Source organism: Streptomyces sp. NPDC039736 (assembly GCF_055596485.1).
The window spans coordinates 84,714-109,124 of sequence record NZ_JBVIUQ010000007.1 but is presented as its reverse complement, the minus strand read 5'-3'; the positions used below and the strand labels follow the sequence as shown (position 1 = coordinate 109,124).

Here is a 24,411-nt window from a genome sequence, read left to right as displayed (position 1 = left end):
TCGGTAGGCGGCAACGTCCCCCCTCGGGTACCCCGTCCCACGCCGTCACCCCCTTCCGACTGGGCCGAATGCGTTTGCGCACCGGTCTCACTGTTCGTGGGACTCGCCGCCGGCGTCGCGGGGGCCGCTGCGGGGGTCGCCGAAGGAGACCTCGTCCGCCTTGACGACGTCGGCATCCATATTGCGCTCCATCATCTGCAGGGCCGCCTCGGCGAGGTCCTCGTGGATGTGGGCGACCGCGTCGCGCGGGATCGTCACCCGCAGGTGGCGGATGTGCGCGTCCAGGGCGGAGTACAGGACGCACTGCTCGGTGACCTGGCCGCACAGCACGATGTGCTCCCTGCCCTGCTCCCTGAGCAGATAGCTGAGCGGGGTCTCGTAGAAGATCGAGTGCCGGGCCTTGAGGACGAAGAGCGACCGGTCGTCCGGCACCAGCGGACGCACGAGGTCGGCGTGCGGCCCCTCCAGCGCCCGGTCGAGAATTTCGCCCTGGTGGGAACGCCATGCGCCGTAGTTGTCGTTGACGTAGATGACCGGGACGTCCAGCCCGCGGGCCCGCTCGATGAGCCGGACGATCGCGGGGAGAGCGGTTTCGGCCGACGGGAGCAGGAGGTGGGCGTCGTCGTGTTCGTAGGTATTGATCATGTCGATGACGATGAGCGCCGTCGGCCCGGTCTCGTCCCGCCCCGTGTCGTCGCGCCCGGTGTCGTCCCGTCCCGTGTCGTGACCCGTGCCCCGGCCGGTGTCCCGTTCCGCGTCCTGCCCCGCTTCCTGTTCCGTGTCCTGGTCCATGTCCTGTGCCGTGCCCTGTTCCATGCCCTCCACCTTGCCCTTCGCGTACGCGTTCCGCCCCTTCACCTGCCCAGGACCGCCGCCTTCTCCCGAATCCCCGTGCGTCGCCGGGGGTACGGTCCGGCTTCCCGGGTACTGCGAGGTGGAGCGTCCGCCCCCCGATCCGCTGAGGAGTCCCCGTGTCCCTCCCCGACGAGCAGCCGACCGACCGGTCGACAAGCGTGACCACGTCGACCGCCGCCGCCGAACTGCTGGCCGGACTCCAGGTCGACGAGCAGCGCCCGGAGCAGCCCGTGCTGCTGAACGAGGACGGCGGGCCCCTGCAGACCTGGCGGGAGAACTACCCGTACGACACGAAGCTGCGCCGCGCGGCGTACGAGCGGCAGAAGCGCATCCTCCAGATCGAGCTGCTGAAGCTCCAGAAGTGGGTGCGCGACACCGGGCAGCGGGTGGTGGTCCTGTGCGAGGGGCGGGACGCGGCGGGCAAGGGCGGCACCATCAAGCGCTTCACCGAGCGCCTCAATCCGCGCGGGGCCCGGGTCGTGGCGCTGGACAAGCCCACCGACCGCGAGCGCGGCCAGTGGTACTTCCAGCGGTACATCACCCAACTGCCCGCCGCCGGGGAGATCGTCTTCTTCGACCGGTCCTGGTACAACCGGGCCGGGGTCGAGCGGGTCATGGGCTTCTGCACGCCCGAGGAGTACCGGCACTTCTACGCGCAGGCGCCGGTCTTCGAGCAGATGCTGGTCGACGACGGGTTCGTGCTGGTGAAGTTCTGGTTCTCGGTGTCGCAGGGCGAGCAGCGCACCCGGTTCGCGATACGCCAGGTCGATCCCGTACGGCAGTGGAAGCTGTCCCCCACCGACCTGGAGTCGCTGGACCTGTGGGACGCGTACACGGCGGCGAAGGTCGACATGTTCCGCGCCACGGACACCGAGCACGCGCCGTGGACGGTGGTGAAGAACAACGACAAGCGGCGGGGGCGCATCGAGGCGATGCGGCACCTGCTGCTGCGCTGCGACTACACGGCCAAGGACGAGGAGGCGATAGGCGTCGCCGACCCCCGCATCATCGGGGCCGCCGACACCCTGCTGGAGTCCGGCGAGGCACCGACCGCCCTGTCCCCGACCCCGCTCCTGTCGCAGCCGGAGGGGGACGGTCCCGGACGCCATCCGGAGACCGGGAGGCCCGGGGAGGCCGAGCGGACCGGGAAGCCGGAGGAGAAGGTGAAGGGGGCCGGGAAGCCGGAGGAGGAGGCGGACGGGGCCGGGAAGACCGAGGGGTAAGCCGCTCAGGCCACTGCCCGGAGCCTGGCCGCGGCCAGGGCCTCCTTGACCTCGCGGGCGACGCGGGCGGCGTCCGCGGGGTTGTTCACCACGTCGGTGCACGTCATGTCCACGACGAGGACGTCGCTGGCCGAGTAGTGCAGGTGCACCCAGTCGTCGTAGCCCGACCACAGCGTGCGGTAGTACTCGACGAGGCCCGCGTCCTGCTCGAAGTCCCGGCCGCGCAGCCCGATGCGGTGCAGCACGGTCTCGAAGTCCGCCTTGAGGTAGACCATCAGGTCGGGGGCCTTGCGGTAGGGCAGGCCCTCGATCTCGCCCATCATCTCGCCGAGCAGGCCCTCGTACACCCGCATCTCCAGGGCGGTGATCCGGCCCAGGTCGTGGTTGACCTTGGCGAAGTACCAGTCCTCGTAGATGGAGCGGTCCAGGACGCTGTCGTCGTTCTTGTAAGCCTCCTTGATCGAGGCGAACCGGGTCTGCAGGAAGTAGAGCTGGAGGAGGAAGGGGTAGCGCTTGGCCTGGATCTCCTCGGGGCTCGCCGTGTAGAAGAGCGGGAGGATGGGGTTGTCGTCGACGCTCTCGTAGAAGACGTCGCTGCCCAGCTCCTTGGCGATCAGTTCGGCGACGCTCGTCTTGCCGATCCCGATCATGCCACCGACGCAGATCACTGCCATTCCTCGCTTCTCCCCCGGGGTTCTCGCACGCGCGGCCGGGCGGGCCGGGCGCCCCGCACCGCGGGGAGACGGGCCGGCGGGCCGCGGTGTCCCCCGGGTTGCTTCCCGGTGGTCCCTGCCGGGCCACGCGGCGACGAGTCGCTGCCCCGCGACCGGCTAGAAGCATAGACGACGCCTTGGCCACGACTCGCGCGCCGGTCCGCGCCCGCCGGGAGCCCGCTCGCACGCGCTCCCGCGCCCGCCGGGGGCCCGCTTGGGCTCGCACGTGTTCGCGAAGGGAGACCGGATGGAGTGGCTGTGCGACTCACGTGTTCCATGTTCGGCTCAACTGGCCTACGTTCGTTGGCACTTGCCACCCGCCGTTGCCGAAGGCGGGTTTCGGGAACGGAGGGGCGGCGCGGTGACGACTGCCGGTGAGGAGTGGGGCGAGCGGGCCAGGTGCCTGTCCCTCGATCCGGACGACCTGTTCGTGGAGGGCGCGGCCCAGAACAGGATGAAATCGGTGTGCGGGAGCTGTCCGGTGCGCACGGAGTGCCTGGCGCACGCACTGGACCGGCGCATCGAGCACGGCGTCTGGGGCGGCATGACCGAGCGCGAACGCCGTGCCCTGCTGCGCCGCCGTCCCCTGGTGACCTCCTGGCGCGGTCTGCTGGAGGCGGCCCGCCGCGAGCACGAGCGCGACAGCCGGGCGTCACGGGCGGGGTGAGGCCGGGCGGGGGGCGGCGGCCCCTCCGCCACCCCCTGTCAGTTGAGCCGGATCAGCGCCTCCACCAGGCCCGGCCTGGTCTGCGGGAAGTCCAGCGGCACGACGCCCGGGCCGCGTCGGCCCCCGGCCTCCGGGCGGCTCAGCAGGGCGTGCACCTTCGGGTTGAGGCGGTCGGAGTTCCAGCGGGGCGGGAGCCCGGCGGCGGCGCTCACGAGGTTGACGTACTGCTTGCCCGGCCGGGCCACCGCCTCCCGGAACCGGGCCTCGATCCGCGGGTACTTCGCGAACGGCTCGGCCTGGCAGTCGTCCTGGATGTCGGAGACCGGGGAGTCGCCCCAGCGGATTCCGCCCGGCAGTCCGCTGTCGTCGGCGAGCAGGACGACCCGGCCGCGCGCCTGGCCCAGGGTGGGCGGCGCGTCGGCGACGAGGAAGAGCGGGCGCCCCCCGGCGGTCGAGGCAGTCCGTGAAGAGGGCCCCGAACTCCGCCCCGGAGACCTCGGAGTACTCGTGCTTGACCCGCATCAGCACCGTCTCCGACGGGTGCGCGGCGAGGGAATCGCGGCAGGCGCTCAGCACATCGGCGAAGTCGAGGCGTTGGTAGAACGCGCCGTGATGGATCGTGTACGAGCCCTCGAAGACCCGGCACCGTATGCCGAGGGAGCGGATGCCGGACGCCAACTGCTGGGCGACGGTGGTGTTCTGGCACTCCGCCCACGGCCCGCCGCACCGCGCTCCCGAGTCGTGGGTGCCGGACACCGTCAGCGTACGCAGCGGCCGGCCCGCGTCGAGCCCGGCCGTCCAGTCCCCCGTGCCGAGGGCCCGGGCGCTCTCACCGGCCCGGGCCGTTCCCGTACCGGCGCGGGCCAGTGCCCCGGCGGCGGAGAGGGCCACCGCTCCTCTGAGGAATCCACGCCGATCCACGCGCAACCCGTCTCCCCGGTGTCGCCGCGGTCAGAGGGACGCAGCGAAGCACACCTGACGCCCCGTCAGCCAGGGTGCGCGCCGGGCCGGCCTCCCACTGGCGGCCCCTTCGTCGCGCGCGCAGACTGGTCCGCATGGTCAAGGACAAGGACACGCGCCCCGGCCGGCGCAGCGCCGGCCTCCTGCTCTTCCGCCGCACCGGCACGGCCGGGCCGCAGGACGTCGAGGTGTTGATCGGCCACCTGGGCGGCCCCTTCTGGGCACGCCGGGACAAGGCCGCCTGGTCGGTCCCCAAGGGCGAGTACGGCCCCGACGAGGAACCGGCGGCGGCCGCCCGCCGGGAGTTCCAGGAGGAGCTGGGCCTGCCCGTACCGGAGGGAACGTGGCTGCCGCTCGGCGAGGTGCGCCAGAACAACGGCAAGACGGTCGTGGCCTGGGCCCTGGAGGCGGACCTCGACCCGGCGGACGCGGTGCCGGGGACCTTCGTCATGGAGTGGCCGCGCGGCTCCGGCGTGCAGCGGGAGTTCCCGGAGATGGACCGCTTCGCCTGGTGCACCCCCGCGCAGGCGGCCGAACGGCTGGTGTCGGGCCAGTCCGCCTTCGTCGACCGCGTCCTCGCACTGGTCCGGCCCTCCTCCTAGCCTCCGGCTCCCTTGGCCGGGGACGGGTACCGGCGGGCCGTGCCGTCAGGGCCGGCCGGGGAGAGCGTTGTACAGGGGGTCGAGCGGTTCGCCCTCGGCCCCGACGACGAGACAGGCCACCGCGAGCGGCCCCCGGGTGCGCTCCAGGAGCCGGGCGAGGACCGCCGCCTCGGACGGCAGCCCGGCCGGTTCGAGACCCAGCGCCCGGGCTGCGCGGTCGCGCCTCAGGTCGAGGTCCGGCAGGTCCTCCCGATACTCGTCGGCAAGCCACCGGAGTTCTTCGGCCGTCCGCCCGGGAGCGTCCCGCCACCACGGTGCCACCAGACACAGCCCGGCCAACTCCGGCAGACCGAGCGCGAGCGGCCCGGCCTGCCCGTCAAGGCTGACGTACACCACCGGGCGTTCCTCTCCGCCCTCGCCGACGAAGCAGTACGCGTCTCCCGAGGCCGCCCGCGCGAACTGTTCCAGCCGGTCCCCCGAGGCGAGACGCACTCCGTCCTCCAGCTCGTGGTCAGCCGGGCTCGTCGCGTCGAGGTCCGCGACCCCGGCGAAGTACGCGGCGGCCTCCGGGTCGGCAGCCAGGAAGGGCAGCAGTGCGGCGGGACGGGCGGGGTCCGCCGGTGCGTTCGATCCGTTCACCTGGTGACCGTAACCGGAGGCTGTGCTCTCAGGAGCGGGAACGGACAGAGTCCGTAACCGCGGGGCCGCTCATCCCGTCCGGCCGTTCGGGCTCAGCGTCTCGTCGAAGAAGTCGGCGACGTGTGCCAGGACGTGGGCGCGGTCGGATCCCGGGAGTCCCATGGCGACATGGGTGCTGAAGCCGTCCAGCAGGGCCCGGACGCGGGTGGCGATGCGCTCGGCGTCCACGGCGCGGAACTCGCCCCGGGACGCGCCCTCGACGAGGAGGGCCACCAGGTCGCGGTGCCAGGACAGTTCGATGTCCAGGAGCCGGTCGCGGGCGGCGTCGTCGAGGGAGCGGGCCCGGTTCCAGAGCTCCAGCCAGAGCGTCCAGTGGGGATCGCGGGGCGCCTGGGGAACGTACAGCCGCACGAAGGCGTCGAGCCGCTCCCGCACCGGGACCTGGCGGGCCAGGGCCTGGCGGCGCTCCACGCCGAGCTGTTCCTCGCTCCACTCCAGGGTGCGCAGCAGCAGCTCGTCCTTGGAGCGGAAGTAGTAGAGGAGGTGGCCGCTGCTCATGCCGACCTCCCGCCCGAGTCCGGCCATGGTCAGCCTGTCGAGGCCGTCCTCGGCGATGGCGGCCATGGCGGCGGCGAACACCGTCTCGCGCGGCGGCGCGGTCCTGCGCCGCCGCGGGGCGGGACCGGACGCGGGACCGGGGCCGGGCACGGAGCCGGGCGGGGGGTCGGCAGGGGCGTTGTTCACTCGTACGTTCTACCTGATCGGTGCGGTACGGAGGGGGGCGGTGCCGTCGGGGCCGGTCAGGCCCCGGTCGTCGGGCGGGCGGGCTGCTGCTGGGTGATGCAGTGGATGCCGCCGCCGCCCGCGAAGATCGTGCGGGCGTCGACGAGCACCACCTCGCGGTCCGGGAAGAGGCGGCGGAAGAGCGCGGCGGCCTCCTCGTCGCGGGGGTCGTCGAAGGCGCACAGGACGACGCCGCCGTTGCAGAGGTAGTGGTTGATGTAGGAGTGGTCGAGCCAGTGGCCCTCCTCGTCCTTCACGCCCGCCGGGGCGGGGACCTCGATGACGGTCAGGGGGCGGCCCTTGGCGTCCGTCTCCGTGCGGAGCTGCACGGCGATGTTCCGGCAGAGCTCGTGGTCGGGGTGGGCGGGGTCGGGCTGGGAGTGGACCAGGACCACGCCGGGGGCGGCGAACGCGGCGACGATGTCGACATGGCCGAGGGTGCCGTAGCCGTGGGGAGGGTAGTCGCCGGTGAGGCCGCGGGGCAGCCAGATCGCCTTGGTGGTGCCCAGCCGGGCGTGGATCTCGGCCTCGACCTGCTCGCGGGTCCAACCGGGGTTGCGCTCCGGGCCGAGCTGGACGGTCTCGGTGAGCAGGACCGTGCCCTCGCCGTCGACGTGCAGGCCGCCGCCCTCGTTGACCAGGCGGGAGGCGTGGGTGGGGACGGACACCAGGTCCGCGACGTGCGCGGCGACCTTGGAGTCGTGCTCCCAGGAGGCCCATTCCTGGGCGCCCCAGCCGTTGAACACCCAGTCCACGGCGGCCAGTCGGCCCGACTCGTCGTCGGTGACGAAGGTCGGCCCGATGTCGCGCATCCAGGCGTCGTCCAGGGCGTGCTCGACGAGGTCCACGTCCGGCCCGAGCAGGGCGGCGGCGCTCTCGGGGTGGCCCGGGGCGACGACCATCGTGACGGGTTCGAAGCGGCGCACCGCGCGGGCGACGGCGGCCCAGGCCTCGCGGGAGGCGGCGAGTTCGGCGGGGTCGTGGAAGGTGGTGTTGGGGCCGGGCCAGGCCATCCAGGTGCGCTCGTGCGGGGCCCATTCGGGGGGCATGCGGAACATGGTCGTGTCCTTGTGTCAGGGGGCGGCGGGGCTCAGGGGGTCGGCGGGGCTCAGGGGGCAGCGGGGCTCAGGGGAGCGGCCGGTCAGCCGGACGGTCGGTCCGCCGGTCAGAGGAAGTACAGGCGGTTGAGCGAGACCGAGTCCGAGGGCTCGGAGCGCAGCGGGTCGCCGTCCAGGGTGACCAGGCCGGTGCGGCCGTCCACGTCGACGGAGCCCGTGCGGGAGTTGCGGAGCAGGTCGGCCGGGCCGATGTTCCGGGTGCCCCGGACGGCGACCCGGCGCCGGCGGGTCGGCATGCTGTCGTTGCCCTGGTCGAGGGCGGCCTGCGCGACGAAGGCGACGGAGAGGTCGGCGGGGGCGGCGCCGTGCGCGCCGAACAGGGGGCCCAGCACGAGGGGCTCGCACGTGTCGGTGGCGGCGTTCGGGTCGCCCGTGACCCCGTACGCGGGGAAACCCGACTTCAGCACCATCTGGGGCTTCGCACCGAAGGAGTCGGGCCGCCAGAGCACGATGTCGGCCATCTTGCCGACCTCCACCGAGCCGACCTCGTGGGCGAGGCCGTGGGCGATGGCGGGGTTGATGGTGAGCTTGGCCAGGTAGCGCAGGACGCGGGCGTTGTCGTCGTCGCCCTCCGCGCCGCGTTCGGCCTTCATCTTCCCGGCGAGCTGGAAGGTGCGGCGCACGGTCTCGCCCGCGCGGCCCATGCCCTGGGCGTCGGAGGAGGTGATGCCGATGGCCCCGAGGTCGTGCAGCACGTCCTCCGCGCCCATCGTCCCGGCGCGGATGCGGTCGCGGGCCATGGCGGCGTCGCCGGGCAGGTCCGTCTTGAGGTCGTGTACGGAGACGATCATCCCGTAGTGCTCGGCGACGGCGTCGCGGCCGAAGGGGAGGGTGGGGTTGGTGGAGGAGCCGATGACGTTCGGCACACCGGCCATCTTCAGCACGTTCGGGACGTGTCCGCCGCCGCAGCCCTCGATGTGGAAGGCGTGGATCGTACGGCCTTCCAGGACGCGCAGGGTGTCCTCGACGCTGAGGCATTCGTTCAGCCCGTCGCTGTGCAGGGCGACTTGGACGTCGTGTTCGTCGGCGACGCGCAGGGCGGTGTCCAGGGCGCGGGTGTGGGCGCCCATGTCCTCGTGGACCTTGAACCCCGAAGCTCCGCCCTCCGCGAGCGCCTCGACGAGGGGCGCGCCGTGCGAGGAGGAGCCCCGGGCCAGGAAGCCGATGTTGACCGGCCACGCGTCGAAGGCGCTGAACGCGTGCCGCAGCGCCCACGGCGAGTTGACCCCGACGCCCCACACCGGTCCGAACTCCTGGCCGATGATCGTGGTGACGCCGCTCGCGAGCGAGGCCTCCATGATCCTGGGCGACAGCAGGTGGACGTGCGTGTCGACGGCCCCGGCGGTCGCGATGAGCCCTTCGCCCGAGACGATGGTGGTCCCGGTCCCGACCACCACGTCGACGCCGTCGAGGGTGTCGGGGTTGCCGGCCCGGCCGACGCCGGAGATCCGGCCCTCCCGGATGCCGATGGAGACCTTGCGGATGCCCTGCACCGCGTCGAGCAGCAGCACGTTGCTGATCACCACGTCGCAGGTGTCCCGCACGGCGGCGGCCTTGAGGTGCAGCCCGTCCCGCGCGGTCTTGCCGAACCCGGCGAGGAACTCGTCCCCGGGCGACTGCGAGTCGCTCTCCACGCGCACGACGAGCCCGGAGTCCCCGAGCCGCACCCGGTCCCCGGCGCGGGGGCCGTGCACGGCGGCGTACTCGTAGGGGGTGATGGCAGGGCTCATCGGTTCGCCTCCGTCGGACGGGGGGTGGGTTCAGCGGGCACGGAAGGGGTGGACGGGGCTGCGGTCCCGGGCCGCCCGGCACCGGCGGAGCCGGCGGGCACGGCACGGGCCGGGGAGGCGGAGGCGTACGGCACCGCCCCGACGGGGCCGGGACCGGGGGCGGCCGGGGGGCGGGTCACAGCGCCGCTCCCAGATAGCCGCACGCCACCGCCCTGCGCAGGGCCTCCTCCTTGGCGCCCGGCGCGTCGAGCGGGCCGTCGACCAGTCCGGCGAAGCCGATCGCGACGCGGGCGCCGCCGATCGGGACCAGGCCCACCTCGGCGCGCTCGCCGGGGCCGAAGCGGAAGGAGGACCCGGCGGGGACGGCCAGGTGCATCCCGTACGCGGCGGCGCGGGGGAAGTCCAGGCGGGGGTTCGCCTCGAAGAAGTGGAAGTGCGAGGTGACGGACACCGGGACGTCGGCGGTGTTGTGCACGGTGATGCGCACCGTCGCGGCGGGGTCCTCGTAGCCGGGGCCCGGCAGGAGGGCGCCGGGGGCGTCGTCGCCGAGTGCGCCGCCCCGGAAGGGGTCGCTCACGACCGCGAGCCGCGAGCCGTCGTCGAAGACCGCCTCGACGTGGACCTCGGTGACCACGTCGGCGACCCCGGGCAGGACGTCCTCCGGTCCGAGGACGCCGCGCGCCGCCTCGATGGCTTCCGCGAGCCGTCGTCCGTCGCGTGCCGCCTCGCAGACGGTGTCGGCGATCAGGGCGGTGGCCTCGGGCACGTTGAGCCGCAGCCCGCGCGCCCTGCGGGCCCGGGCCAGCTCCGCCGCCCCGAAGAGCAGCAACCGGTCACGTTCGGTCGGGGTCAGTCGCACGCCGTCACTCCTCCACGCACTGTTTAGAACGGCACTCTAAACAGACTGAGGGCCAGAAGGGAAGCGGCGACGTGCAGGTATCTGTGAGAGGCGTCGCCTCGTGCCGCGCTTGTTTGACCGCTGCTCAATGCCCGCCTCCGCGCTCGGGCGGCCCGACGGCCCCCTCTCCGTACGGCGGGACGCGCCTGCATACCCCCCTTCCGGCAGCCCACACGATGGCGCACTTCACACCGCTCGCCTGTCCGATCGGTCAGTTCTGACCGATCGGACAGTTACGGTGGGGGCATGGCACGCCCTGCGTCCGCGATGCGCGGAGACATCCTGAGATCAGCCCTGCGCCTGTTCGCCTCGAACGGGTTCAGCGGTACGTCCCTGCACGCCATCGCGGCCGACGCGGGCTGCTCGAAGGCGTCGCTGATCTATCACTTCAGCACCAAGGAAGCGATCCTCACCGAGCTGCTGACCCCGGCGGGCGAAGAGCTGGCCGCGCTGGCCGCACGCCTGGACGCCCTGCCCGGCGAGGAGCGCGTGACGGCGACGGTCACCGGCTTCGTGGACCTCGCCCTGCGCTACCGGCGCGAGGTCAAGATCCTCTTCGAAGACACCCCCACGATGATCTGCAACCCCGCACTGGGCGACATCCCGGCCCTCGGCCAACGCCTCGTCGCGGCCATGAGCGGCGGCTCGCAGGAGCCCGGCCGCGTCGTCGGCGCGCACATGGTGCTCGGGGCGGTCTTCGTCACCTGCGCCGGGGAGGTCGACGTGCCCGACGGGGTACTGCGCGAGGAACTGATCGCCGGTGCCCTGCGGACGCTCGGCCACCCTGCCGGGTAGGCCGACCCCGAGCGACCCGCGCTCCACACACGCCCCACGCGACCCGCGCTCCACACACGACCCACGCGACCCACGCCCCCCGCGCGCCCGCCCCGACCTCCTCCCCCCTCCGCACCGAACGCCCCTCGTGGCCGTACCGAACCAGGAGTCACACCTCCGCATGGCATCCCTGCTCTACCGGCTCGGCCGGTTCTCCTTCCGCCGCCGGGGCCGCATAGCCGCCGGCTGGCTGGTCCTGCTCGCCCTGCTCGGCACCCTGGCCCTGCTCTTCCACGGCCAGACGACCGACAAGTTCACCATGCCGGGCACCGAGTCGCAGCGTGCCCTGACCTCGCTCAAGGAGGAGTTCCCCGAGGCGAGCGGGACGACCGGCACGATCGTGGTGGCCGCTCCCGAGGGCGAGAAGCTCACCCCGGCCCGGGTCGCCCCGGTCGTGGCCGAGGCCAAGGACGTGCCCGGCGTGCTGGGCGCGATCGACCCCTTCCAGGCGAAGGCCCTCTCCCCCGACCTGCGGTACGCCCTGGTCCAGGTGCAGTTCGACAAGAGCGCCGAGGACGTCACCGACGCCGAACGCACCGCCTACGAGAAGGCCGGCGCCTCCGCGAAGGGGCTGACCGTCGAGCACGGCGGCGAGGTGATGACCGCCAAGGTCGAGGTCGGCTCGACCGAGGCGATCGGCGTCGCGGTCGCGGCCGTGGTCCTCGTGGTCACCTTCGGCTCGCTCGTCGCGGCAGGCATGACCCTGCTCAATGCCCTGATCGGGGTCGGCGCGGGCATGGCCGGGCTCTTCGCGCTCAGCAGCACCGTCGAACTGACCAGCACCGCGCCCGTCCTCGCGCTGATGCTGGGGCTGGCCGTCGGCATCGACTACTCCCTCTTCATCACCTCCCGCTACCGCCAGTACCTCGCCGAGGGCCTGGACGGCGAGGAGGCCGTCGGCCGGGCCACCGGAACCGCCGGCTCCGCCGTGGTCTTCGCGGGCGCGACCGTCGTCATCGCCCTGGTGGGCCTGTCGGTCGTCGGCATTCCGTTCCTGAGCGTCATGGGCCTGGCCGCCGCCGGAACCGTCCTGGTCGCCGTGCTCGTCGCGCTCACCCTGCTGCCCGCCGCGCTCGGCTTCGCGGGCGAGAAGGTGCTGCCGCGCCGGCTGCGCAAGGGGCAGCCCGCCCCGCAGCGCACGGAGCCGTTCGGCTTCCGCTGGGGCCGCCTGGTCGCCCGGCTGCGCATTCCGCTGCTGGTCGTCGGCATCGCCGGTCTCGGCGCGCTCGCCCTGCCCGCGCAGGACATGCGGCTCGCGCTGCCCGACGCGGGCACGGCCGCCGTGGACTCCCCCGCCCGCAAGGCGTACGACCTGACCAGCGAGGGCTTCGGCCCCGGCTTCAACGGGCGGCTGCTCGCGGTGGTCTCCTCCGACGACCCGGCGCAGACCAGGGCCGCGACCGCCCAGGCCGCCGGGCTCATCCAGGACACCCCCGGTGTCGTCGCCGTCGCCCAGCCGCAGTTCAACAAGGCGGGCACCACCGCCCTGCTCCCCGTGATCCCGAAGGCCGGTCCCACCGACGTGGCCACCGAGGACGCGGTGCACGCCATCCGCGACAAGGTCGACCAGGTCAAGGGCGTGGACATCGCGCTGACCGGTGTCACCGCGCTCGGCATCGACGTCTCGGAGAAGCTGTCGGACGCGATGCCGGTCTACCTCGGCCTCGTCGTGGGCCTCTCGGTGCTGCTGCTGATGCTGGTGTTCCGCTCGGTGCTGGTGCCGCTGAAGGCGGCGCTCGGCTTCCTGCTCACCGTCGGCGCGACCTTCGGCATCACGGTCGCCATCTTCCAGCAGGGCCACCTGGCGGACCTCCTCGGCATCGACACGCCCGGCCCGCTGGTCAGCTTCCTGCCGATCCTGCTCATCGGCATCCTCTTCGGCCTGGCCATGGACTACGAGGTCTTCCTCGTCTCCCGGATGCGCGAGGACTTCGTGCACGGCACGCCCGCCCGCGACGCGGTGGTCGGCGGCGTCGGCCACAACGCCCGGGTGGTGACCGCCGCCGCGCTGATCATGACGGCGGTGTTCGGCGGGTTCGTGCTGCTCGACGACCCGATCATCAAGTCGATCGGCTTCGCGCTGGCGGTCGGCGTGGTCGTGGACGCGTTCGTCGTACGGATGACGCTCGTCCCCGCGGTGATGACCCTGCTCGGCCGGGCGGCCTGGTGGCTGCCGCGCCCGCTCCAGCGGGCCCTGCCCGACCTCGACATCGAGGGCGCGAGCCTGGACGCGGCGACGGGCAAGGACACGGGCACCGGGGCCGAGGAGCGCGATGCGGTCCGCGTCTGATCCGCACCCGTAGGCGTACCCGTGCTCCGTACGCGTATGGAAGCGGCGCCCCGGCCCCGGTTCTGCGACCGGTGTCCGGGGCGTCCGCGCGTGACGCCCGCTCCTACGGCAGGATCACCGCGCGCAGCCCGTAGTCCAGCTCCGAGCCGTCGACCAGCAGTGCCTCGACCGCCGGTGTCGCGGCGTCGATGTCCGCCACCAGGCCGCCGCCCGCGTAGCGCGGGTAGCCGGAGGAGCCGGTCTCGCCGGTGGCGGTGACCTCCTCCGCGCGGACGGCCGTCTCCTGCACGGTGGCGGGGTGCCCCTCGACGTGCTCGGGCACCAGGTAGATCGTGAAGCGCTCGGTAGCCATGCCCGCAATCTAAGCCGCCGCGCACCGCACGGCACCCGGGACGCGCTCGCGGGGCCGTGCGCTGCTGCGGACCCGGCTCGGCGAGCGGCGCGATGCCGTCCTCGTGCGCCCCCCGCCCGTTCACCTCAAGGTGCGCCTCCGCCCGTTCACCTCAAACGCTCGGCCGCCCGGCTCGTGGGTGGTCGAAGCCCCCCAGGGTCCGCAGGTGCAGCCACAGCACGAGGCGCCGGTCGGGGTCCTGGAGGTCGGCGCCGAACTGCCGGCCGGCCTGCTTGAGGCGGTAGCGGCAGGTGTTGGGGTGCACCGAGAGCTCCTTGGACGCCCGCGCCACGTCGCAGCCCGCGTCCAGCCAGGCGGCCAGCGTGCGGGCGTACTCGGTGCCCTGCTCGGCGTCCGCCGCCACGATCCGCTGCCAGTCCCCCGCCCGGAGCCCGGGGTCCTCGCGGAGCACGGCGGCGAGCCGCAGCAGCGTCACCCGGGCGCGCACCTCGTCGACCGTGGCCACCGGCAGCCCGTCGTGCAGCAGCCGCAGCACCAGGTCGGCGTCCGCCCGCGAGCCGGGTACGCCGCCGGGTCCGGGCGCGACGGGGCCGAGCGCCGCCCGTACCGGAACGCGCAGCGCCTGCCCGGCCCGGTGCACGATGTCCTCGGCGAGCCGCCGGTGCTGCTCGGCGTCGCCGGACGCGGCCAGCAGTGCGTACACCACCCCGTCGACGCGGACGCAGGCGTGCCGGCCGCTGCGGGCCGCGCACTGGAGGCGTACGAGGTCCAGCAACCGCAGCGAGGTCCACTCGCCGTCCGGGGCGCTGCCGGTGTCCGCCGGTGCGAACGCGGCGACGCGGACCGGGCCCGCCCCCAGCAGGCGGGTCGCGTCCTCGGGTTCCGCGGTGCCGTCCAGCAGCCTGCGCAGCAGCTCGGTGTCGCGGTGGCGGGCCAGTTCCTCGGCGGCGCGGGCGCGCAGCAGGAGCAGGGCGGCGGTGGACGCGCCCTGGATGAGGGTCTTCTCGGCGTCGGCGGCCAGCGTCCCGTCGTCGACGACCCAGACGGAGCCCAGGGGCTCGTCCCCGGCCCGTACCGCGACGGCGAGCCTCGGCAGGTCGCCGTCGGTCAGCGCGGGCAGCCGCACGGGGCCCGACGCGGCGAACACCGCCCGGTACTGGGCGGCGTTCGCCAGGCCTTCGGGGACCTGGAGGCCGAGGATGCCCTGCCGCCGGTCCTCGTCGACGGCCTGTCCGGGCACGGTGGAGTAGGCCAGGATCCGCTGGTGCGGGTCCTCCAGGCTGGTCGCCCCGCCGGTCGCCGTGGCGATGGCCCCGGCCAGGGCGAACAGGTCGGCGAGGCCGTCGCCGCGGGCGGGCCGCGCCTCGATCGCCGAGGCCAAGGTGAGGTGGACGTGGTGCCAGGCCACGCCCTCCTCGACGGACAGCAGGGCCACGCCGTACGCCTGGGCCTCCGCGACCGGCGCGTTCTCGGCGCCCCGGACCAGGACACCGGCCATCGCGGCCGCGGCGGCCTCCCGCACGAGCGGCCCCGCGTCGCCCGGCCGCACGCCGACCGCCAGCAGCAGGGCGCCGGGGGCGGCCGGGAGCGGGGCGTGGGCGTCGTACAGCAGCACCTCGGTGATCCGCACGGCGCCGTCGCGCGGCACGGCGAGCAAGCGCAGCGCCGGGCTGCGGACGACGTCGATCAGGTCGCCCAGGGCCCTGGCGTCCATGCGTGCTCCTTCGGGATCTCTGCGGGGGCCCAGTCTCTCAGCGGCGGCCGGGGCGGATCTCGTTGCCCACGGCGGCGCGGACTCTGAGACCATGCAGGGAACGTCGACGACCCCGTGCGCGCGGAAGGCGGAAGGGAGTGCGCCGGGCCGACGCAATGCCAGTGGCTGAGAGTGATGTGGGGAAGGACCGTCGGGATGTCCGACGCACACGACGACGGCCTCGCCGTCGACATGCACCTCGAATCCGCCCGGGGTCTGCGGGCGGCCCAGGCGCGTGAGCAGGTACGGAAGTTGATGACCGCGTGGGCCGCCGCGTACGCGCAGGCACCGGTCGGGGACGCCTTCGCCACCAGGCTGCAGGACGCGCTGCTGGCCTGCTCCGAACTCGTCAGCAACGCGCATCGGCACGGCGGCGGGCTCACCCGGTTCGCGGCCCGCGTCGAGGGGGACGTGCTGCTCCTGGAGGCCGACGACCGCAGCCCGGAGCCGCCGGTCGCGCCCACCGGGGTGCGGGTGGGTCCGGGAGGCTTCGGCTGGGCGCTCGTGCAGACGGTCGCCACGGAGACCGCGGTGCGGGTGCACCCCGGGGGCGGCGGCAAGACCGTGACCGTACGGCTGCCGCTCGGCTGACCGGGGGCCGCGACGGGACGAGGGGGGTGCGGTCCGTGCTCAGCCCGCGGCGGGGTCCGGCGGAAGGGCCGGTGGGGCGGGGTGCGGGACCGCCGGGGCGAGGGACTGGTCGGCGAAGTCGAAGTAGCAGTGGGCCCCGGTGAGCTCGAAGAGGCGCTTCACCACCGGTCGCAGCCGGCTGTCGATCCCCAGCCGGCTGCCCCGCGCCCGGCAGTGCCGCTGTATGTCGAGCATCAGGTGCAGGAACGAGGAGTCGGCGAACACCAGATCGCTCAGGTCCACCCGGACGGAGCCGCTCGCGGCGAGGGCCGCCCGGATCAGCGCGAGCTGGAGCGTGGGCGCGGACTGCCAGTCCACGCTGCCCGTGAGGCGTACGGTGCAGCAGCCCGCACCCATGGTGACACTCAGGCGGTAGGCGCTGTCCTTCTCACCCGGCATCAAGGCTTCACCCGGCATCGGGTCGCTCATTCCTTGTTGTGCGTTCATCACCACATCGCGCAGACGTTCGTGCACTCCGCCTTCCGGTGTGAGCATGGCCAGGACGCGCATCCGTCTTTCGATGCGAGGGGGTGGAGCGGCCGGTCGGCGCCGCGGAGGCGCACCCTCCGGGGTCGTCCGCCGCCCCGGCACACCTGTCCGGGGAGCACCGGCCGCACCAGCTTCCCATGCACCGGTACCCGTGAAACAGCATGGGATGATCACACGATCGGGTGTAACTCGACGGTCATTCCTCCACCTCTGCAAGGGTGTTCGGTTCCGCGCGGCCTCCCCCGCCGGGCGGGGACGCCGCCCGGGACCGGCGGCGGGGGCCGTATTCTCTCCTCATGGAGCGAAGCACTTCTCCGAACGACGGACCTGCCGCGACCCGGACGGGCCGCGGCAGGCCGGGGACGGAAGGGACGGCAGCGTCCGCGCCCGTGGTGAGCGCGTCGGGCGACCTGGACTGGGACAGCTCCGACGCCTTCGGCGAGCGGCTGCGGCAGGCGACGGCGGGCGACGATCCGCTGGTGGTCGTCGATCTGGCCGCGGTGACGTTCGCCGACTCCTCCGTGCTGCACGCCCTGCTCACCGCGCACCGGACGCTGGAGGCGCGGGGCGGCGCGCTGGCGATCGCCGGACCGCTCTCGCCGTCGGTGCTGCGCCTGTTCGAGATCTCGCGGGCCGACGCCTACCTCAACCTCGTGGACGATCTGGAGACGGCTCGGAAGCTGTCGTAGCCCCGCGGGGCGCGGGCGCCCCGCCGGTGACGACCCTGCCGGGGCCGCCGCCAGGGAGCGCGGCGACCGTGACGGCCACCAGCGCCAGGGCGATGCCGGCGACGGTGGCGGCGGTGACCTCGGTGCCGCCGTGCGGCAGCAGCAGGTCGAGGGCGAGGGAGCCGGCCAGTTGGCCGGTGATCGTGCACAGTCCCAGCAGCAGGACCCCCAGCTTCCGCACGGCGGCGACCGCGATCGAGATGAACGCGATCCCGACGAGTCCGCCGAGATAGAGGTACGGCTCGGAGGGCAGCCGGTGCGGAAGGCCCGCGAGCGCGGCGTGCACCAGGAAGACGACGGCCAGCGCACCCGTACCGGCGAGGAAGTTGAAGAACGTGCCGGTGTACGCGGACCCGGACGCGTCGCGCACATGTCCGTTGACGGCCTGCTGCCAGCTCACGCACACCCCGGCCACCAGCGGCAGCACGAGCGCCGCGTACGGCAGGTTCCCGCCGAGCTTGTCGGCCACCGACAGGACGACGGCCGCCAGCACGAGGAGCGCGCCGACGACCCGGCGCCGGGTGGGCCGTTGCGGTCCGGCCGGGCCGAGCCCGACGCGGTCGAAGACCAGCCCGCCCGCGACCTGGCCCGCGACGACCGCCACGCTGAACAGGGCAACTCCGAGCACGCCGACGGTCAGCCCCTGGGTGAGCACGAAGGCCGCCCCGCCGAAGCCGCCCAGCACCTGCCACGGGCGCAGCCGCCGGGCGCGGACGTCCCGGACGACGCGCGTGACGCCGCGCCGGGCCGTGCGCACCGCGCAGAGCCCGAGGGCCAGCACGAGGAGCCCGGAGCCGAAGGAGAGCACGGCCGCGGCGAATCCGTCGCCGCCGAGGCCGGCGGCGAGTCCTCCGGTGAGGCGGGACTGGAGGGAGATCAGGGCTCCGGAGAAGACGGCGAGCAGCAGCCAGGGGGATGTGGCGGTGGGCATGGCGGACGACCTCCGAAGAGTGGTTCTGGCGCGGCACGCCGGGGCCCGGGACACCCGTGCGGAGGCGTCCGGGCCCGCGCCGGACCGACTGTTCTTTGTAGCCGAGACCTCCGCGGCGGGCGCGGGCGGGTCGCGGGCCCGCCGGACGGCGGCGCGCGATCGACGGGCCGCCCGTCACGTTCGCGGCCCGGCCCCCGGCGGCCCTCAGCCCGTGGCCGGGGGCCTGCGGGTGTCGAAGGCCACGAGGGTGTTCCGCGCGGCGGCCACGACCAGGGCGCGTCCCGCGACGGCCGCCCGGGGGCTCGCGCCCTGTTCGCCGGTGAGTCCGTCGGCCTGCGGGCCGGTGGTCCACAGGACGGTCCCGTCGTGCGGGGAGAGGGCGACGACCCGGCCGGTGGCGGAGCTGAAGTAGAGCGCGCCGAGTCCGGCGACGGGGCCCGAGGCGCCCTCGACGCTGGTCTGCCGCACCCATTTCCGGCGGCCCGTCAGGGGGTCGAGCGCCGTGACCCGGCCGGTCTGCCCGCTGACGTACACCGTGCCGTCGGCCATGCCCGGCGTGCCCTCGACGGGCTCGGGCAGGCGGCTGTACGTCACCCGGCGGGTGGCCGGGTCGAAGCGGGCCACACCCTCGTAGCCCGCCATGGCCGGGCCCCGCAGGTGGACCTGGAGGAGGACCAGCCGGCCGGCGGCCACGCCCATCGGCACGGCGGGTCCGTCGACGGCGACCGGCCGGCCGGGGACGCCGGAGGCCCGGTCGAGCGGGCGCAGGGTGGGGTGGCGCACCTCGACGTCGTCGATCTCCGCGCTGGGCGCACACATCGCGTACAGGTGCGGGCCGGCCGGGACCGGCGAGCACTGGGTGCGCGCGGGGAACGGCGTCGTCCAGGCGAGCCTGCCGCTGCGCGCGTCGCGGGCCTCGAAGCGGGTATTGGCGGCGTCGACCGTGACCACGGAGGAGCCCATCAGCACCGCGTCCTGCGAGCGGCCGGTGACGGCCATGGACTGGGCGCCGGAGGGCGCGGACCACCGTTCGCGGCCGTTGTCCGCGTCGAGGGCCACCACTTCGCCCTTCGGGTACCGGTCGGAGATGCGGTAGCCGAGCACCGTGTCGGCGGTGGCGCCGACCAGGTGCATGCCCTGTACGGGGACGCCCGGGCTCGTGCGCGTCCACACGCGGCTGCCGTCGGCGCTCCTGATGCGGGTCGCGAGGACGCCGCCGCCCCCGCAGAACAGGGTGTCGCCCCGGGCGATGCAGCGCAGTTCGTCCGGGATGTCCTCGCGGCCGCCCCGCACGGTGGTCCTCCAGGGGGTGAAGCCCTTGGGGAGGGGGACGCCGGGCGCGGCGACGCTGTGGCTGCGGCCGTCGTCGCGGGGGTCGGTCCTGCTGCCGAGGCCGTCGGTGGTCACCGCGGCGATGCCGCCGCCGACGGCCGCCACCGCGACCGCGGCCGCGAGCACCGGCCGCCAGCTACGGCGCAGGCGGCCGCCCGCGGGCTTCTCGGCGACGGGGTCCGGGCCGGGCGCCGTGGCGTCCCGGGCCGGGGGGTGGTGCTGGGTGGCCGTGTCGCGGGTGCGGGCGGGCGCGGCCGGGGCGGCGGCGTCGCCGAGGTCCGTGGGCAGGTCGCGCAGCCGGACGAGGAGTTCACCCGCGGTGGGGCGGCCCTCGGGCTCCTTGGCCAGGCACGGCTCGACGACCGCGCGCAGCAGCGCGGGCACGGGGCCGAGCGCCGGTTCCTCGTGCACGACCTGATAGGCGCTCAGGTACGGGCTGTCCGCGTCGAAGGGCCCCTGGCCGGTGGCCGCGTACACCAGCAGCGTGCCCAGCGAGAAGACGTCGGAGCGCGGTCCGACCCCGCGCGGGTCCTGCAACTGCTCCGGCGACATGAAGGGCGGGGTCCCTATGACGCGGCCCGTCATGGTGAGCGTCTGCTGGTCGGCGGCGCGGGAGATGCCGAAGTCGATGACGCGCGGGCCCTCGGGCGAGAGGACGACGTTGGAGGGCTTGAGGTCGCGGTGCACGACGCCCGCCCGGTGGATGTCGCGCAGCGCCTCGGTCAGGCCGATGGCGAGCGTCCGCAGGGGAGCGCCGGCCAGCGGGCCCTCGGTGGAGACGCGCTGGGCGAGGGTCGGCCCCTCGATGTACGTCGTCGCCATCCACGGCTGCTCGGCGTCCGGGGCGGCGTCGACGACGGCGGCGGTGAACGCCCCGCTCACCCGGCGGGCCGCCGCGACCTCCTGGCGGAAGCGGATGCGGAACTCCTCGTCGGCGGCGTACTGCTGGTGGATCAGCTTGATCGCGACGGGGCGGCCCGAATCCGTACGGCCGAGGAAGACCGTGCCCATGCCGCCCGAGCCGAGGCGTGCCTCCAGCCGATAGCCACCGATCTCGGCAGGGTCACCTCCGCGCAGCGTCACTGGGGCCTCTCGTTCTCCTGGTGGGTGCATGTGCCTTTCGCCCCACAAAGTAGCCGCCCGGCGGGGGTGCGGGGCAAGGCGGGTTCCGATCGTGGCGTGAAGGTGCGCGGGCGGGCGGGGGCGGGCGGTCAAGAACCCTCGTGTCACGGGTCCGTCCCGGCGTCCGCCGGGCGGCGGTCTCCCGCGGACCACGGCCCTGGCCGTACGGGGAAGGGGAACCGGGGGCGTTCCGAGGGGCGGGGCGTGTAACAGCCCTGTATGACGGGCCGGTCCGGCGGAACGATTCGGCGGCCCCGGCGGCTCCTTGTGACCAGTGACGCCGTTCCCACCGGGCGGCACGCCCCGCCCACCGACGCTGAGGAAGAAACGATGCGCGTACAGAAGTTCACCCTCGCCGCCCTCGCGGTCGCCGCCGGCCTGTCCCTCACCGCCTGCCAGAACGACGACGGCGCGGCGCGGGGCGGCCCGTCGGCGGCGCCGACGAACGCGCCGTCGGGCGGGGAGGCGGGCACGGGCGGCCCCGCCGGGAGCGAGAGCCCCGGCCCGGCGGACGGCGCCGCCACCGCGGGGAGCGGGAGCGGGTCCGGCACGGGCGGCAAGGCCGCCAAGTGCCGTACCGGCGGACTGAGGATCACCGCGACGGACGCCACCGTCGGCGGCGACGAGGACAGGACCGTCGCCGTGGAGCTGAAGAACACCGGCAGCGGCCCCTGCGCGATCTCCGGGTTCGCCGGCGTCGACCTGAGGACGGAGGAGGGCACGCTGTCCGCGAAACGCACCGGTGAGCCGGTCGTCGCCGGCACGCTCAAGAGCGGCGAGTCGACGTACTTCGGCATCCACTACCCGGCCGATGCCAGCGGCGGCACGGGGGTCCGCGTCACCGGCCTGGTGGTGACCCCGCCCGACGAGACGACCCCGGTCGCCCTCCCCTGGCCGGGCGCGGCCTCGCTGCCCGTGACGGACGGTTCGGGCAGGCCGGTCACCGTCGGCCCGGTCGGCAGCGCGGGGCAGGGCGGAGCCCAGTAGGGCCGCCGGGGGCCCGGACGCGTCAGGGTCTCGCGCGGAAGGCCCTGCGGTAGGCCGCCGGGGTCGTGCGCAGGGCGGCGTGGAAGCGGCGGCGCAGGTTGGCCGCGGAGGACAGGCCGACCCGGTGGGCGATGGTCTCCACCGGCAGGTCGGTCTCCTCCAGCAGGGCGCGGGTGGCGTCGATGCGGCGGTCGAGGAGCCAGCGGCCGGGGCTGATGCCGAGCTGTTCGGTGAAGCGCCGGGAGAGGGTACGGGGCGACAGCCGGGTGTGCAGCGCCATCTCGGCGACGGTGACCGGCTGGTCCAGGCGGGCGGCGAGCCAGTCCAGGAGCGGGGCCAGCGAATCGGTGCGGGGCGCGTGGGCGGGCAGTTCGGCGTACTGGAGCTGGCAGCCCTCGCGGTGCGGCGGCATCACCAGGTGCCGGGCGACGCGGCGCGCGTAGGCGGCCCCCTGGTCGGCGCCCACCAGGTGCAGGCACAGGTCCAGGCCGGCCGCTCCGCCGGCGCTGGTGGCGACGTCGCCGTGGTCCACGTACAGCACGGCCTTGTCCACCCGGACCCGTGGGAAGCGGTCGGCCAGTTCACAGGTGAGCCCCCAGTGGGTGGCGGCCCGGCGGCCGTCGAGGAGTCCGGCGGCGGCGAGGACGAAGGCGCCCGAGCAGATGCTGACGGCGCGGGCGCCGCGCCGGTGCGCCCGGCGGACCGCGTCCGCCACCGCCGGCGGCACGGGGGTTCCGGGCGGCCGGTCCCAGCCGGGGACGAGCACGGTGTCGGCCTCCTCCAGCGCCTCCAGGCCCGCCGTGACCAGGAGGTCGTAACCGGCCCGGGTGCGGACGGGGCCCGGGTGTTCGGCGCAGACCGCGAAGTCGTACCGGCGGGGGACGTCCGTGCCGTGATCGCCGAACGCCTCGGCCGCGCAGGCCAGCGTGAGCACCGACTGCGGGGCGCTCAGCAGGGCGACGACCCGGTGCGGGGCCGCCGGACGGGGCGGCGTCGAGGGGCGGGACATGGCGGGAAAGTACCTCATCGTGTCGTTCCGGACACTGGGATTCGCCAATTGGTCTGAACCACTATGACCGGGTGACTTACGCGCGACGCCGGACAGGCGGCCAGGATCACCCCGACCAGGCGCATCGACCCGACCGGCCCGGCCGGCCGGACCGGCAGGGCGAACCGGGCCCGCGGGGCGCCCCGGACGGCGCCCCGCACGGCTGGAAGCCGGCGCTCCGCCGCAGGCCGCCCGCCGCCGGCCGTCCCCCGCTGTGGGACCGGCCCTTCACCCTCTTCTTCACCGCCCGCACCATCTCCCAGCTCGGCGACGCCATGATGCCGGTGGCCGCCGCGCTCGCGGTCGGCGCCGTGTACGGGATCTCCGGGGTCGGCCTGGTGCTCGGCACCTGGACGGGGACGTTCGTCGCCCTGGTGCTGTTCGGCGGGGTGCTCGCCGACCGGTTCGGGGCGCGCCGGATGATGGTCGGCGCGGACCTCGTACGGGTCGCCACCCAGGGCGTGCTGGCCGTCGCCTTCTTCACCGGGACGCCTCCGTTCTGGCTGCTGGTGACCATGGCGGCGCTCGGCGGCGCGGCCGTGGCGATGTTCCTGCCGGGGATGAACGGGATGGTCCCGCTGGTCGCCCGCGAGCCGCAGCGGGCGAACGCCACCCTCAAGGTCGCCGACGCGCTCGCCCATCTGGTCGGGCCCGCCGTCGCCGGGGTGCTGATCGCGCTCACCAACGCCGGGACGGTGTACGCGATCGACGCGGGCACCTTCGTGGTCAGCGCCCTGTGCCTGGGGTTCGTCCGCCTCGCCCCGGGCGCCTCCTCCCCCGCCGCGCGCGGCGGTTCGCTGCGGCGGGAGCTGCGGCAGGGCTGGCGGGAGTTCCGGGCGCGCACCTGGATGTGGTCGGTGATCCTCATCTGGATGGTCTACGGCGTCCTCGTCTTCGGCCCGCTGGTGCCGCTGAGTTCGGGGCTGATCGGGTCCCGGCTCGGTCCGGACGCGTACGGTCTGGCGGTCTCGTTCCTGGGGGTCGGGACGGTGCTCGGCGGGCTGTCGGCGCTGCGGGTGCGTCCGTCGCGGCCGCTGGCCGCCGGGGCGGTGGCGATGGCGCTGTACACCGTGCTGCCGCTGTGCGTGGCGCTGGACGCGGGGCTGCCGGTGCTGCTGACGGGCCATGTGCTCGGGGGCGGGGCGATGGCGTTCTGGTCGGTGATGTGGGCGACGAGCGTGCAGACCCATACACCCGCCGCCGTCCTCAACCGGGTTTCCGCGTACGAGCTGGCGGGCTCGGTGTCGGGCATCGCGCTCGGTCAGGTGCTTGCGGGGCCCGCGCTCGCGCTGGCGTCCCCGGCGCGGCTGCTGCTGGTGTCGGCGGGCGTGTGCCTGGTGGGCTGCGTGGCGCTGTTCGCGATTCCGGCGATACGGGGGCTGCGACGGGCCGCCGTGGGAGAGGGGGCCGGCCCGGCGGCCGGATGAACGTACACACCGCCCTGGAGTATTCGTCGCTCCACTCGGAGCTTCCACCGAAGTGCCCGCGCGTTGCCGCGGGTTCCTTGACCCGTCTGCCCGCCGCGACTTAATTTCGAACAGTTCAACAAGGGAAGACCCGGGAGCCGTCGGGCCGGAAGGAGGCACTGTCGGATGTCTGTCATCTCCGATCTCCAGCGCCTCGCCCGGCGCACCGCCTGGGCTCCCGGCCGCGTGGCCCACGGCTGCTGAGGCGGCCCCTCCCGCCGGTGCGACCCGCTCACGGGCCCGGCGTCACCCTCTGATCTC

At 74.3% G+C, this 24,411-nt stretch carries 22 protein-coding genes and 1 pseudogene; 9 read left to right on the top strand and 14 right to left on the bottom strand.

Going from position 1 to position 24,411, the window contains the following annotated elements; genetic code table 11:
- Window positions 1-87: 87 nt before the first annotated feature.
- Window positions 88-657, bottom strand: coding sequence for a cysteine hydrolase family protein (locus ACZ56L_RS22495; RefSeq protein WP_471066276.1), 570 nt, complete (start codon window positions 655-657; stop codon window positions 88-90).
- 356 nt (window positions 658-1,013) lie between these two features.
- On the opposite strand from ACZ56L_RS22495, the gene ppk2 reads away from it, so the two are divergent.
- Window positions 1,014-2,078, top strand: a complete 1,065-nt coding sequence (gene ppk2 / locus ACZ56L_RS22490) for a polyphosphate kinase 2 (RefSeq protein ID WP_471066274.1) — start codon at window positions 1,014-1,016, stop codon at window positions 2,076-2,078.
- Window positions 2,079-2,083: 5 nt separating this feature from the next.
- On the opposite strand, the gene ACZ56L_RS22485 is transcribed toward ppk2, so the two are convergent.
- Entirely contained in the window at window positions 2,084-2,752 is a 669-nt protein-coding gene (locus ACZ56L_RS22485) for a deoxynucleoside kinase (protein WP_345219531.1), read from the bottom strand.
- Between the two features lie 400 nt (window positions 2,753-3,152).
- On the opposite strand from ACZ56L_RS22485, the gene ACZ56L_RS22480 reads away from it, so the two are divergent.
- Window positions 3,153-3,458, top strand: coding sequence for a WhiB family transcriptional regulator (locus tag ACZ56L_RS22480; RefSeq protein ID WP_345219530.1), 306 nt, complete (start codon window positions 3,153-3,155; stop codon window positions 3,456-3,458).
- 38 nt (window positions 3,459-3,496) lie between these two features.
- On the opposite strand, the pseudogene ACZ56L_RS22475 reads toward ACZ56L_RS22480, so the two are convergent.
- Window positions 3,497-4,379: pseudogene (locus ACZ56L_RS22475) on the bottom strand (phosphatidylinositol-specific phospholipase C domain-containing protein).
- 134 nt (window positions 4,380-4,513) lie between these two features.
- Between ACZ56L_RS22475 and ACZ56L_RS22470 the strand changes: the two are divergent.
- Window positions 4,514-5,020, top strand: coding sequence for an NUDIX hydrolase (locus tag ACZ56L_RS22470; RefSeq protein ID WP_345219529.1), 507 nt, complete (start codon window positions 4,514-4,516; stop codon window positions 5,018-5,020).
- Window positions 5,021-5,065: 45 nt separating this feature from the next.
- Here the strand turns inward: ACZ56L_RS22470 and ACZ56L_RS22465 are convergent, their stop codons facing one another.
- The 5 genes from ACZ56L_RS22465 to ureA all read right to left on the bottom strand — a co-directional run bounded on the left by ACZ56L_RS22465 (window position 5,066) and on the right by ureA (window position 10,149).
- The gene (locus ACZ56L_RS22465) at window positions 5,066-5,659 is read right to left on the bottom strand and encodes a hypothetical protein (protein WP_345219528.1); all 594 of its coding nucleotides are present in this window, start codon (window positions 5,657-5,659) and stop codon (window positions 5,066-5,068) included.
- Window positions 5,660-5,728: 69 nt separating this feature from the next.
- Window positions 5,729-6,283, bottom strand: coding sequence for a TetR/AcrR family transcriptional regulator (locus ACZ56L_RS22460; RefSeq protein ID WP_401760599.1), 555 nt, complete (start codon window positions 6,281-6,283; stop codon window positions 5,729-5,731).
- 176 nt (window positions 6,284-6,459) lie between these two features.
- The gene (locus ACZ56L_RS22455; protein ID WP_471065834.1) at window positions 6,460-7,500 is read right to left on the bottom strand and encodes an agmatine deiminase family protein; all 1,041 of its coding nucleotides are present in this window, start codon (window positions 7,498-7,500) and stop codon (window positions 6,460-6,462) included.
- A 107-nt stretch (window positions 7,501-7,607) separates the two neighbouring features.
- Complete coding sequence (locus ACZ56L_RS22450; protein ID WP_345219526.1) at window positions 7,608-9,290, bottom strand: urease subunit alpha; 1,683 nt, start codon at window positions 9,288-9,290, stop codon at window positions 7,608-7,610.
- A gap of 175 nt (window positions 9,291-9,465) precedes the next feature.
- Window positions 9,466-10,149: an urease subunit gamma gene (gene ureA / locus ACZ56L_RS22445; protein WP_471065832.1), complete on the bottom strand. Its 684-nt coding sequence runs from the start codon at window positions 10,147-10,149 to the stop codon at window positions 9,466-9,468.
- 285 nt (window positions 10,150-10,434) lie between these two features.
- Between ureA and ACZ56L_RS22440 the strand changes: the two genes are divergently transcribed.
- Window positions 10,435-10,983: a TetR/AcrR family transcriptional regulator gene (locus ACZ56L_RS22440; RefSeq protein WP_345219524.1), complete on the top strand. Its 549-nt coding sequence runs from the start codon at window positions 10,435-10,437 to the stop codon at window positions 10,981-10,983.
- Between the two features lie 160 nt (window positions 10,984-11,143).
- On the top strand, window positions 11,144-13,312 hold the full coding sequence (locus tag ACZ56L_RS22435; RefSeq protein ID WP_401759965.1) for an MMPL family transporter: 2,169 nt from the start codon (window positions 11,144-11,146) through the stop codon (window positions 13,310-13,312).
- A 103-nt stretch (window positions 13,313-13,415) separates the two neighbouring features.
- Here the strand turns inward: ACZ56L_RS22435 and ACZ56L_RS22430 are convergent, their stop codons facing one another.
- Together ACZ56L_RS22430 and ACZ56L_RS22425 are read right to left on the bottom strand one after the other, a co-directional pair.
- Window positions 13,416-13,664 (bottom strand): hypothetical protein, encoded by a 249-nt coding sequence (locus ACZ56L_RS22430; RefSeq protein ID WP_345219522.1) that lies wholly within the window; start codon window positions 13,662-13,664, stop codon window positions 13,416-13,418.
- A gap of 151 nt (window positions 13,665-13,815) precedes the next feature.
- Entirely contained in the window at window positions 13,816-15,378 is a 1,563-nt protein-coding gene (locus ACZ56L_RS22425) for a PucR family transcriptional regulator (RefSeq protein ID WP_471065830.1), read from the bottom strand.
- Between the two features lie 195 nt (window positions 15,379-15,573).
- Between ACZ56L_RS22425 and ACZ56L_RS22420 the strand changes: the two genes are divergently transcribed.
- The gene (locus ACZ56L_RS22420) at window positions 15,574-16,008 is read left to right on the top strand and encodes an ATP-binding protein (protein ID WP_345219520.1); all 435 of its coding nucleotides are present in this window, start codon (window positions 15,574-15,576) and stop codon (window positions 16,006-16,008) included.
- A 39-nt stretch (window positions 16,009-16,047) separates the two neighbouring features.
- Here ACZ56L_RS22420 and ACZ56L_RS22415 read toward each other — a convergent pair whose 3' ends face one another.
- Entirely contained in the window at window positions 16,048-16,464 is a 417-nt protein-coding gene (locus tag ACZ56L_RS22415; protein WP_345219519.1) for an STAS domain-containing protein, read from the bottom strand.
- 368 nt (window positions 16,465-16,832) lie between these two features.
- Between ACZ56L_RS22415 and ACZ56L_RS22410 the strand changes: the two genes are divergently transcribed.
- A complete protein-coding gene (locus ACZ56L_RS22410; protein WP_345219518.1) occupies window positions 16,833-17,225 on the top strand; it encodes an STAS domain-containing protein in 393 nt (130 codons plus the stop codon).
- Here the strand turns inward: ACZ56L_RS22410 and ACZ56L_RS22405 are convergent.
- Window positions 17,182-18,195, bottom strand: a complete 1,014-nt coding sequence (locus ACZ56L_RS22405; RefSeq protein WP_471065827.1) for a DMT family transporter — start codon at window positions 18,193-18,195, stop codon at window positions 17,182-17,184. The two genes, ACZ56L_RS22410 and ACZ56L_RS22405, sit on opposite strands and share 44 nt — an antisense overlap.
- Window positions 18,196-18,399: 204 nt before the next feature.
- Window positions 18,400-20,610 carry a protein kinase domain-containing protein gene (locus ACZ56L_RS22400; RefSeq protein ID WP_471065825.1) on the bottom strand — a complete coding sequence of 737 codons (2,211 nt, stop codon included), beginning with the start codon at window positions 20,608-20,610 and terminating at the stop codon, window positions 18,400-18,402.
- Window positions 20,611-20,979: 369 nt separating this feature from the next.
- Between ACZ56L_RS22400 and ACZ56L_RS22395 the strand changes: the two genes are divergently transcribed.
- Window positions 20,980-21,636 (top strand): DUF4232 domain-containing protein, encoded by a 657-nt coding sequence (locus ACZ56L_RS22395; protein ID WP_468689889.1) that lies wholly within the window; start codon window positions 20,980-20,982, stop codon window positions 21,634-21,636.
- Window positions 21,637-21,658: 22 nt separating this feature from the next.
- On the opposite strand, the gene ACZ56L_RS22390 is transcribed toward ACZ56L_RS22395, so the two are convergent.
- On the bottom strand, window positions 21,659-22,645 hold the full coding sequence (locus ACZ56L_RS22390) for a GlxA family transcriptional regulator (RefSeq protein ID WP_471065823.1): 987 nt from the start codon (window positions 22,643-22,645) through the stop codon (window positions 21,659-21,661).
- A gap of 71 nt (window positions 22,646-22,716) precedes the next feature.
- On the opposite strand from ACZ56L_RS22390, the gene ACZ56L_RS22385 reads away from it, so the two are divergent.
- The gene (locus tag ACZ56L_RS22385; protein ID WP_471065822.1) at window positions 22,717-24,111 is read left to right on the top strand and encodes an MFS transporter; all 1,395 of its coding nucleotides are present in this window, start codon (window positions 22,717-22,719) and stop codon (window positions 24,109-24,111) included.
- Window positions 24,112-24,411: the final 300 nt, after the last annotated feature.

What these genes read in the sequence shown, in the direction of transcription:
- ACZ56L_RS22420 (WP_345219520.1), top strand. Translation starts at nt 15,574, where the DNA reads ATGTCCGACGCACACGACGACGGCCTCGCCGTCGACATGCACCTCGAA.
- ACZ56L_RS22410 (WP_345219518.1), top strand. Translation starts at nt 16,833, where the DNA reads ATGGAGCGAAGCACTTCTCCGAACGACGGACCTGCCGCGACCCGGACG.
- ACZ56L_RS22485 (WP_345219531.1), bottom strand. Translation starts at nt 2,752, where the DNA reads ATGGCAGTGATCTGCGTCGGTGGCATGATCGGGATCGGCAAGACGAGC.
- ACZ56L_RS22450 (WP_345219526.1), bottom strand. Translation starts at nt 9,290, where the DNA reads ATGAGCCCTGCCATCACCCCCTACGAGTACGCCGCCGTGCACGGCCCC.
- ACZ56L_RS22440 (WP_345219524.1), top strand. Translation starts at nt 10,435, where the DNA reads ATGGCACGCCCTGCGTCCGCGATGCGCGGAGACATCCTGAGATCAGCC.
- ACZ56L_RS22455 (WP_471065834.1), bottom strand. Translation starts at nt 7,500, where the DNA reads ATGTTCCGCATGCCCCCCGAATGGGCCCCGCACGAGCGCACCTGGATG.
- ACZ56L_RS22425 (WP_471065830.1), bottom strand. Translation starts at nt 15,378, where the DNA reads ATGGACGCCAGGGCCCTGGGCGACCTGATCGACGTCGTCCGCAGCCCG.
- ACZ56L_RS22430 (WP_345219522.1), bottom strand. Translation starts at nt 13,664, where the DNA reads ATGGCTACCGAGCGCTTCACGATCTACCTGGTGCCCGAGCACGTCGAG.
- ACZ56L_RS22415 (WP_345219519.1), bottom strand. Translation starts at nt 16,464, where the DNA reads ATGCCGGGTGAAGCCTTGATGCCGGGTGAGAAGGACAGCGCCTACCGC.
- ACZ56L_RS22395 (WP_468689889.1), top strand. Translation starts at nt 20,980, where the DNA reads ATGCGCGTACAGAAGTTCACCCTCGCCGCCCTCGCGGTCGCCGCCGGC.
- ACZ56L_RS22390 (WP_471065823.1), bottom strand. Translation starts at nt 22,645, where the DNA reads ATGTCCCGCCCCTCGACGCCGCCCCGTCCGGCGGCCCCGCACCGGGTC.
- ACZ56L_RS22435 (WP_401759965.1), top strand. Translation starts at nt 11,144, where the DNA reads ATGGCATCCCTGCTCTACCGGCTCGGCCGGTTCTCCTTCCGCCGCCGG.
- ACZ56L_RS22405 (WP_471065827.1), bottom strand. Translation starts at nt 18,195, where the DNA reads ATGCCCACCGCCACATCCCCCTGGCTGCTGCTCGCCGTCTTCTCCGGA.
- ACZ56L_RS22470 (WP_345219529.1), top strand. Translation starts at nt 4,514, where the DNA reads ATGGTCAAGGACAAGGACACGCGCCCCGGCCGGCGCAGCGCCGGCCTC.
- ACZ56L_RS22460 (WP_401760599.1), bottom strand. Translation starts at nt 6,283, where the DNA reads ATGGCCGCCATCGCCGAGGACGGCCTCGACAGGCTGACCATGGCCGGA.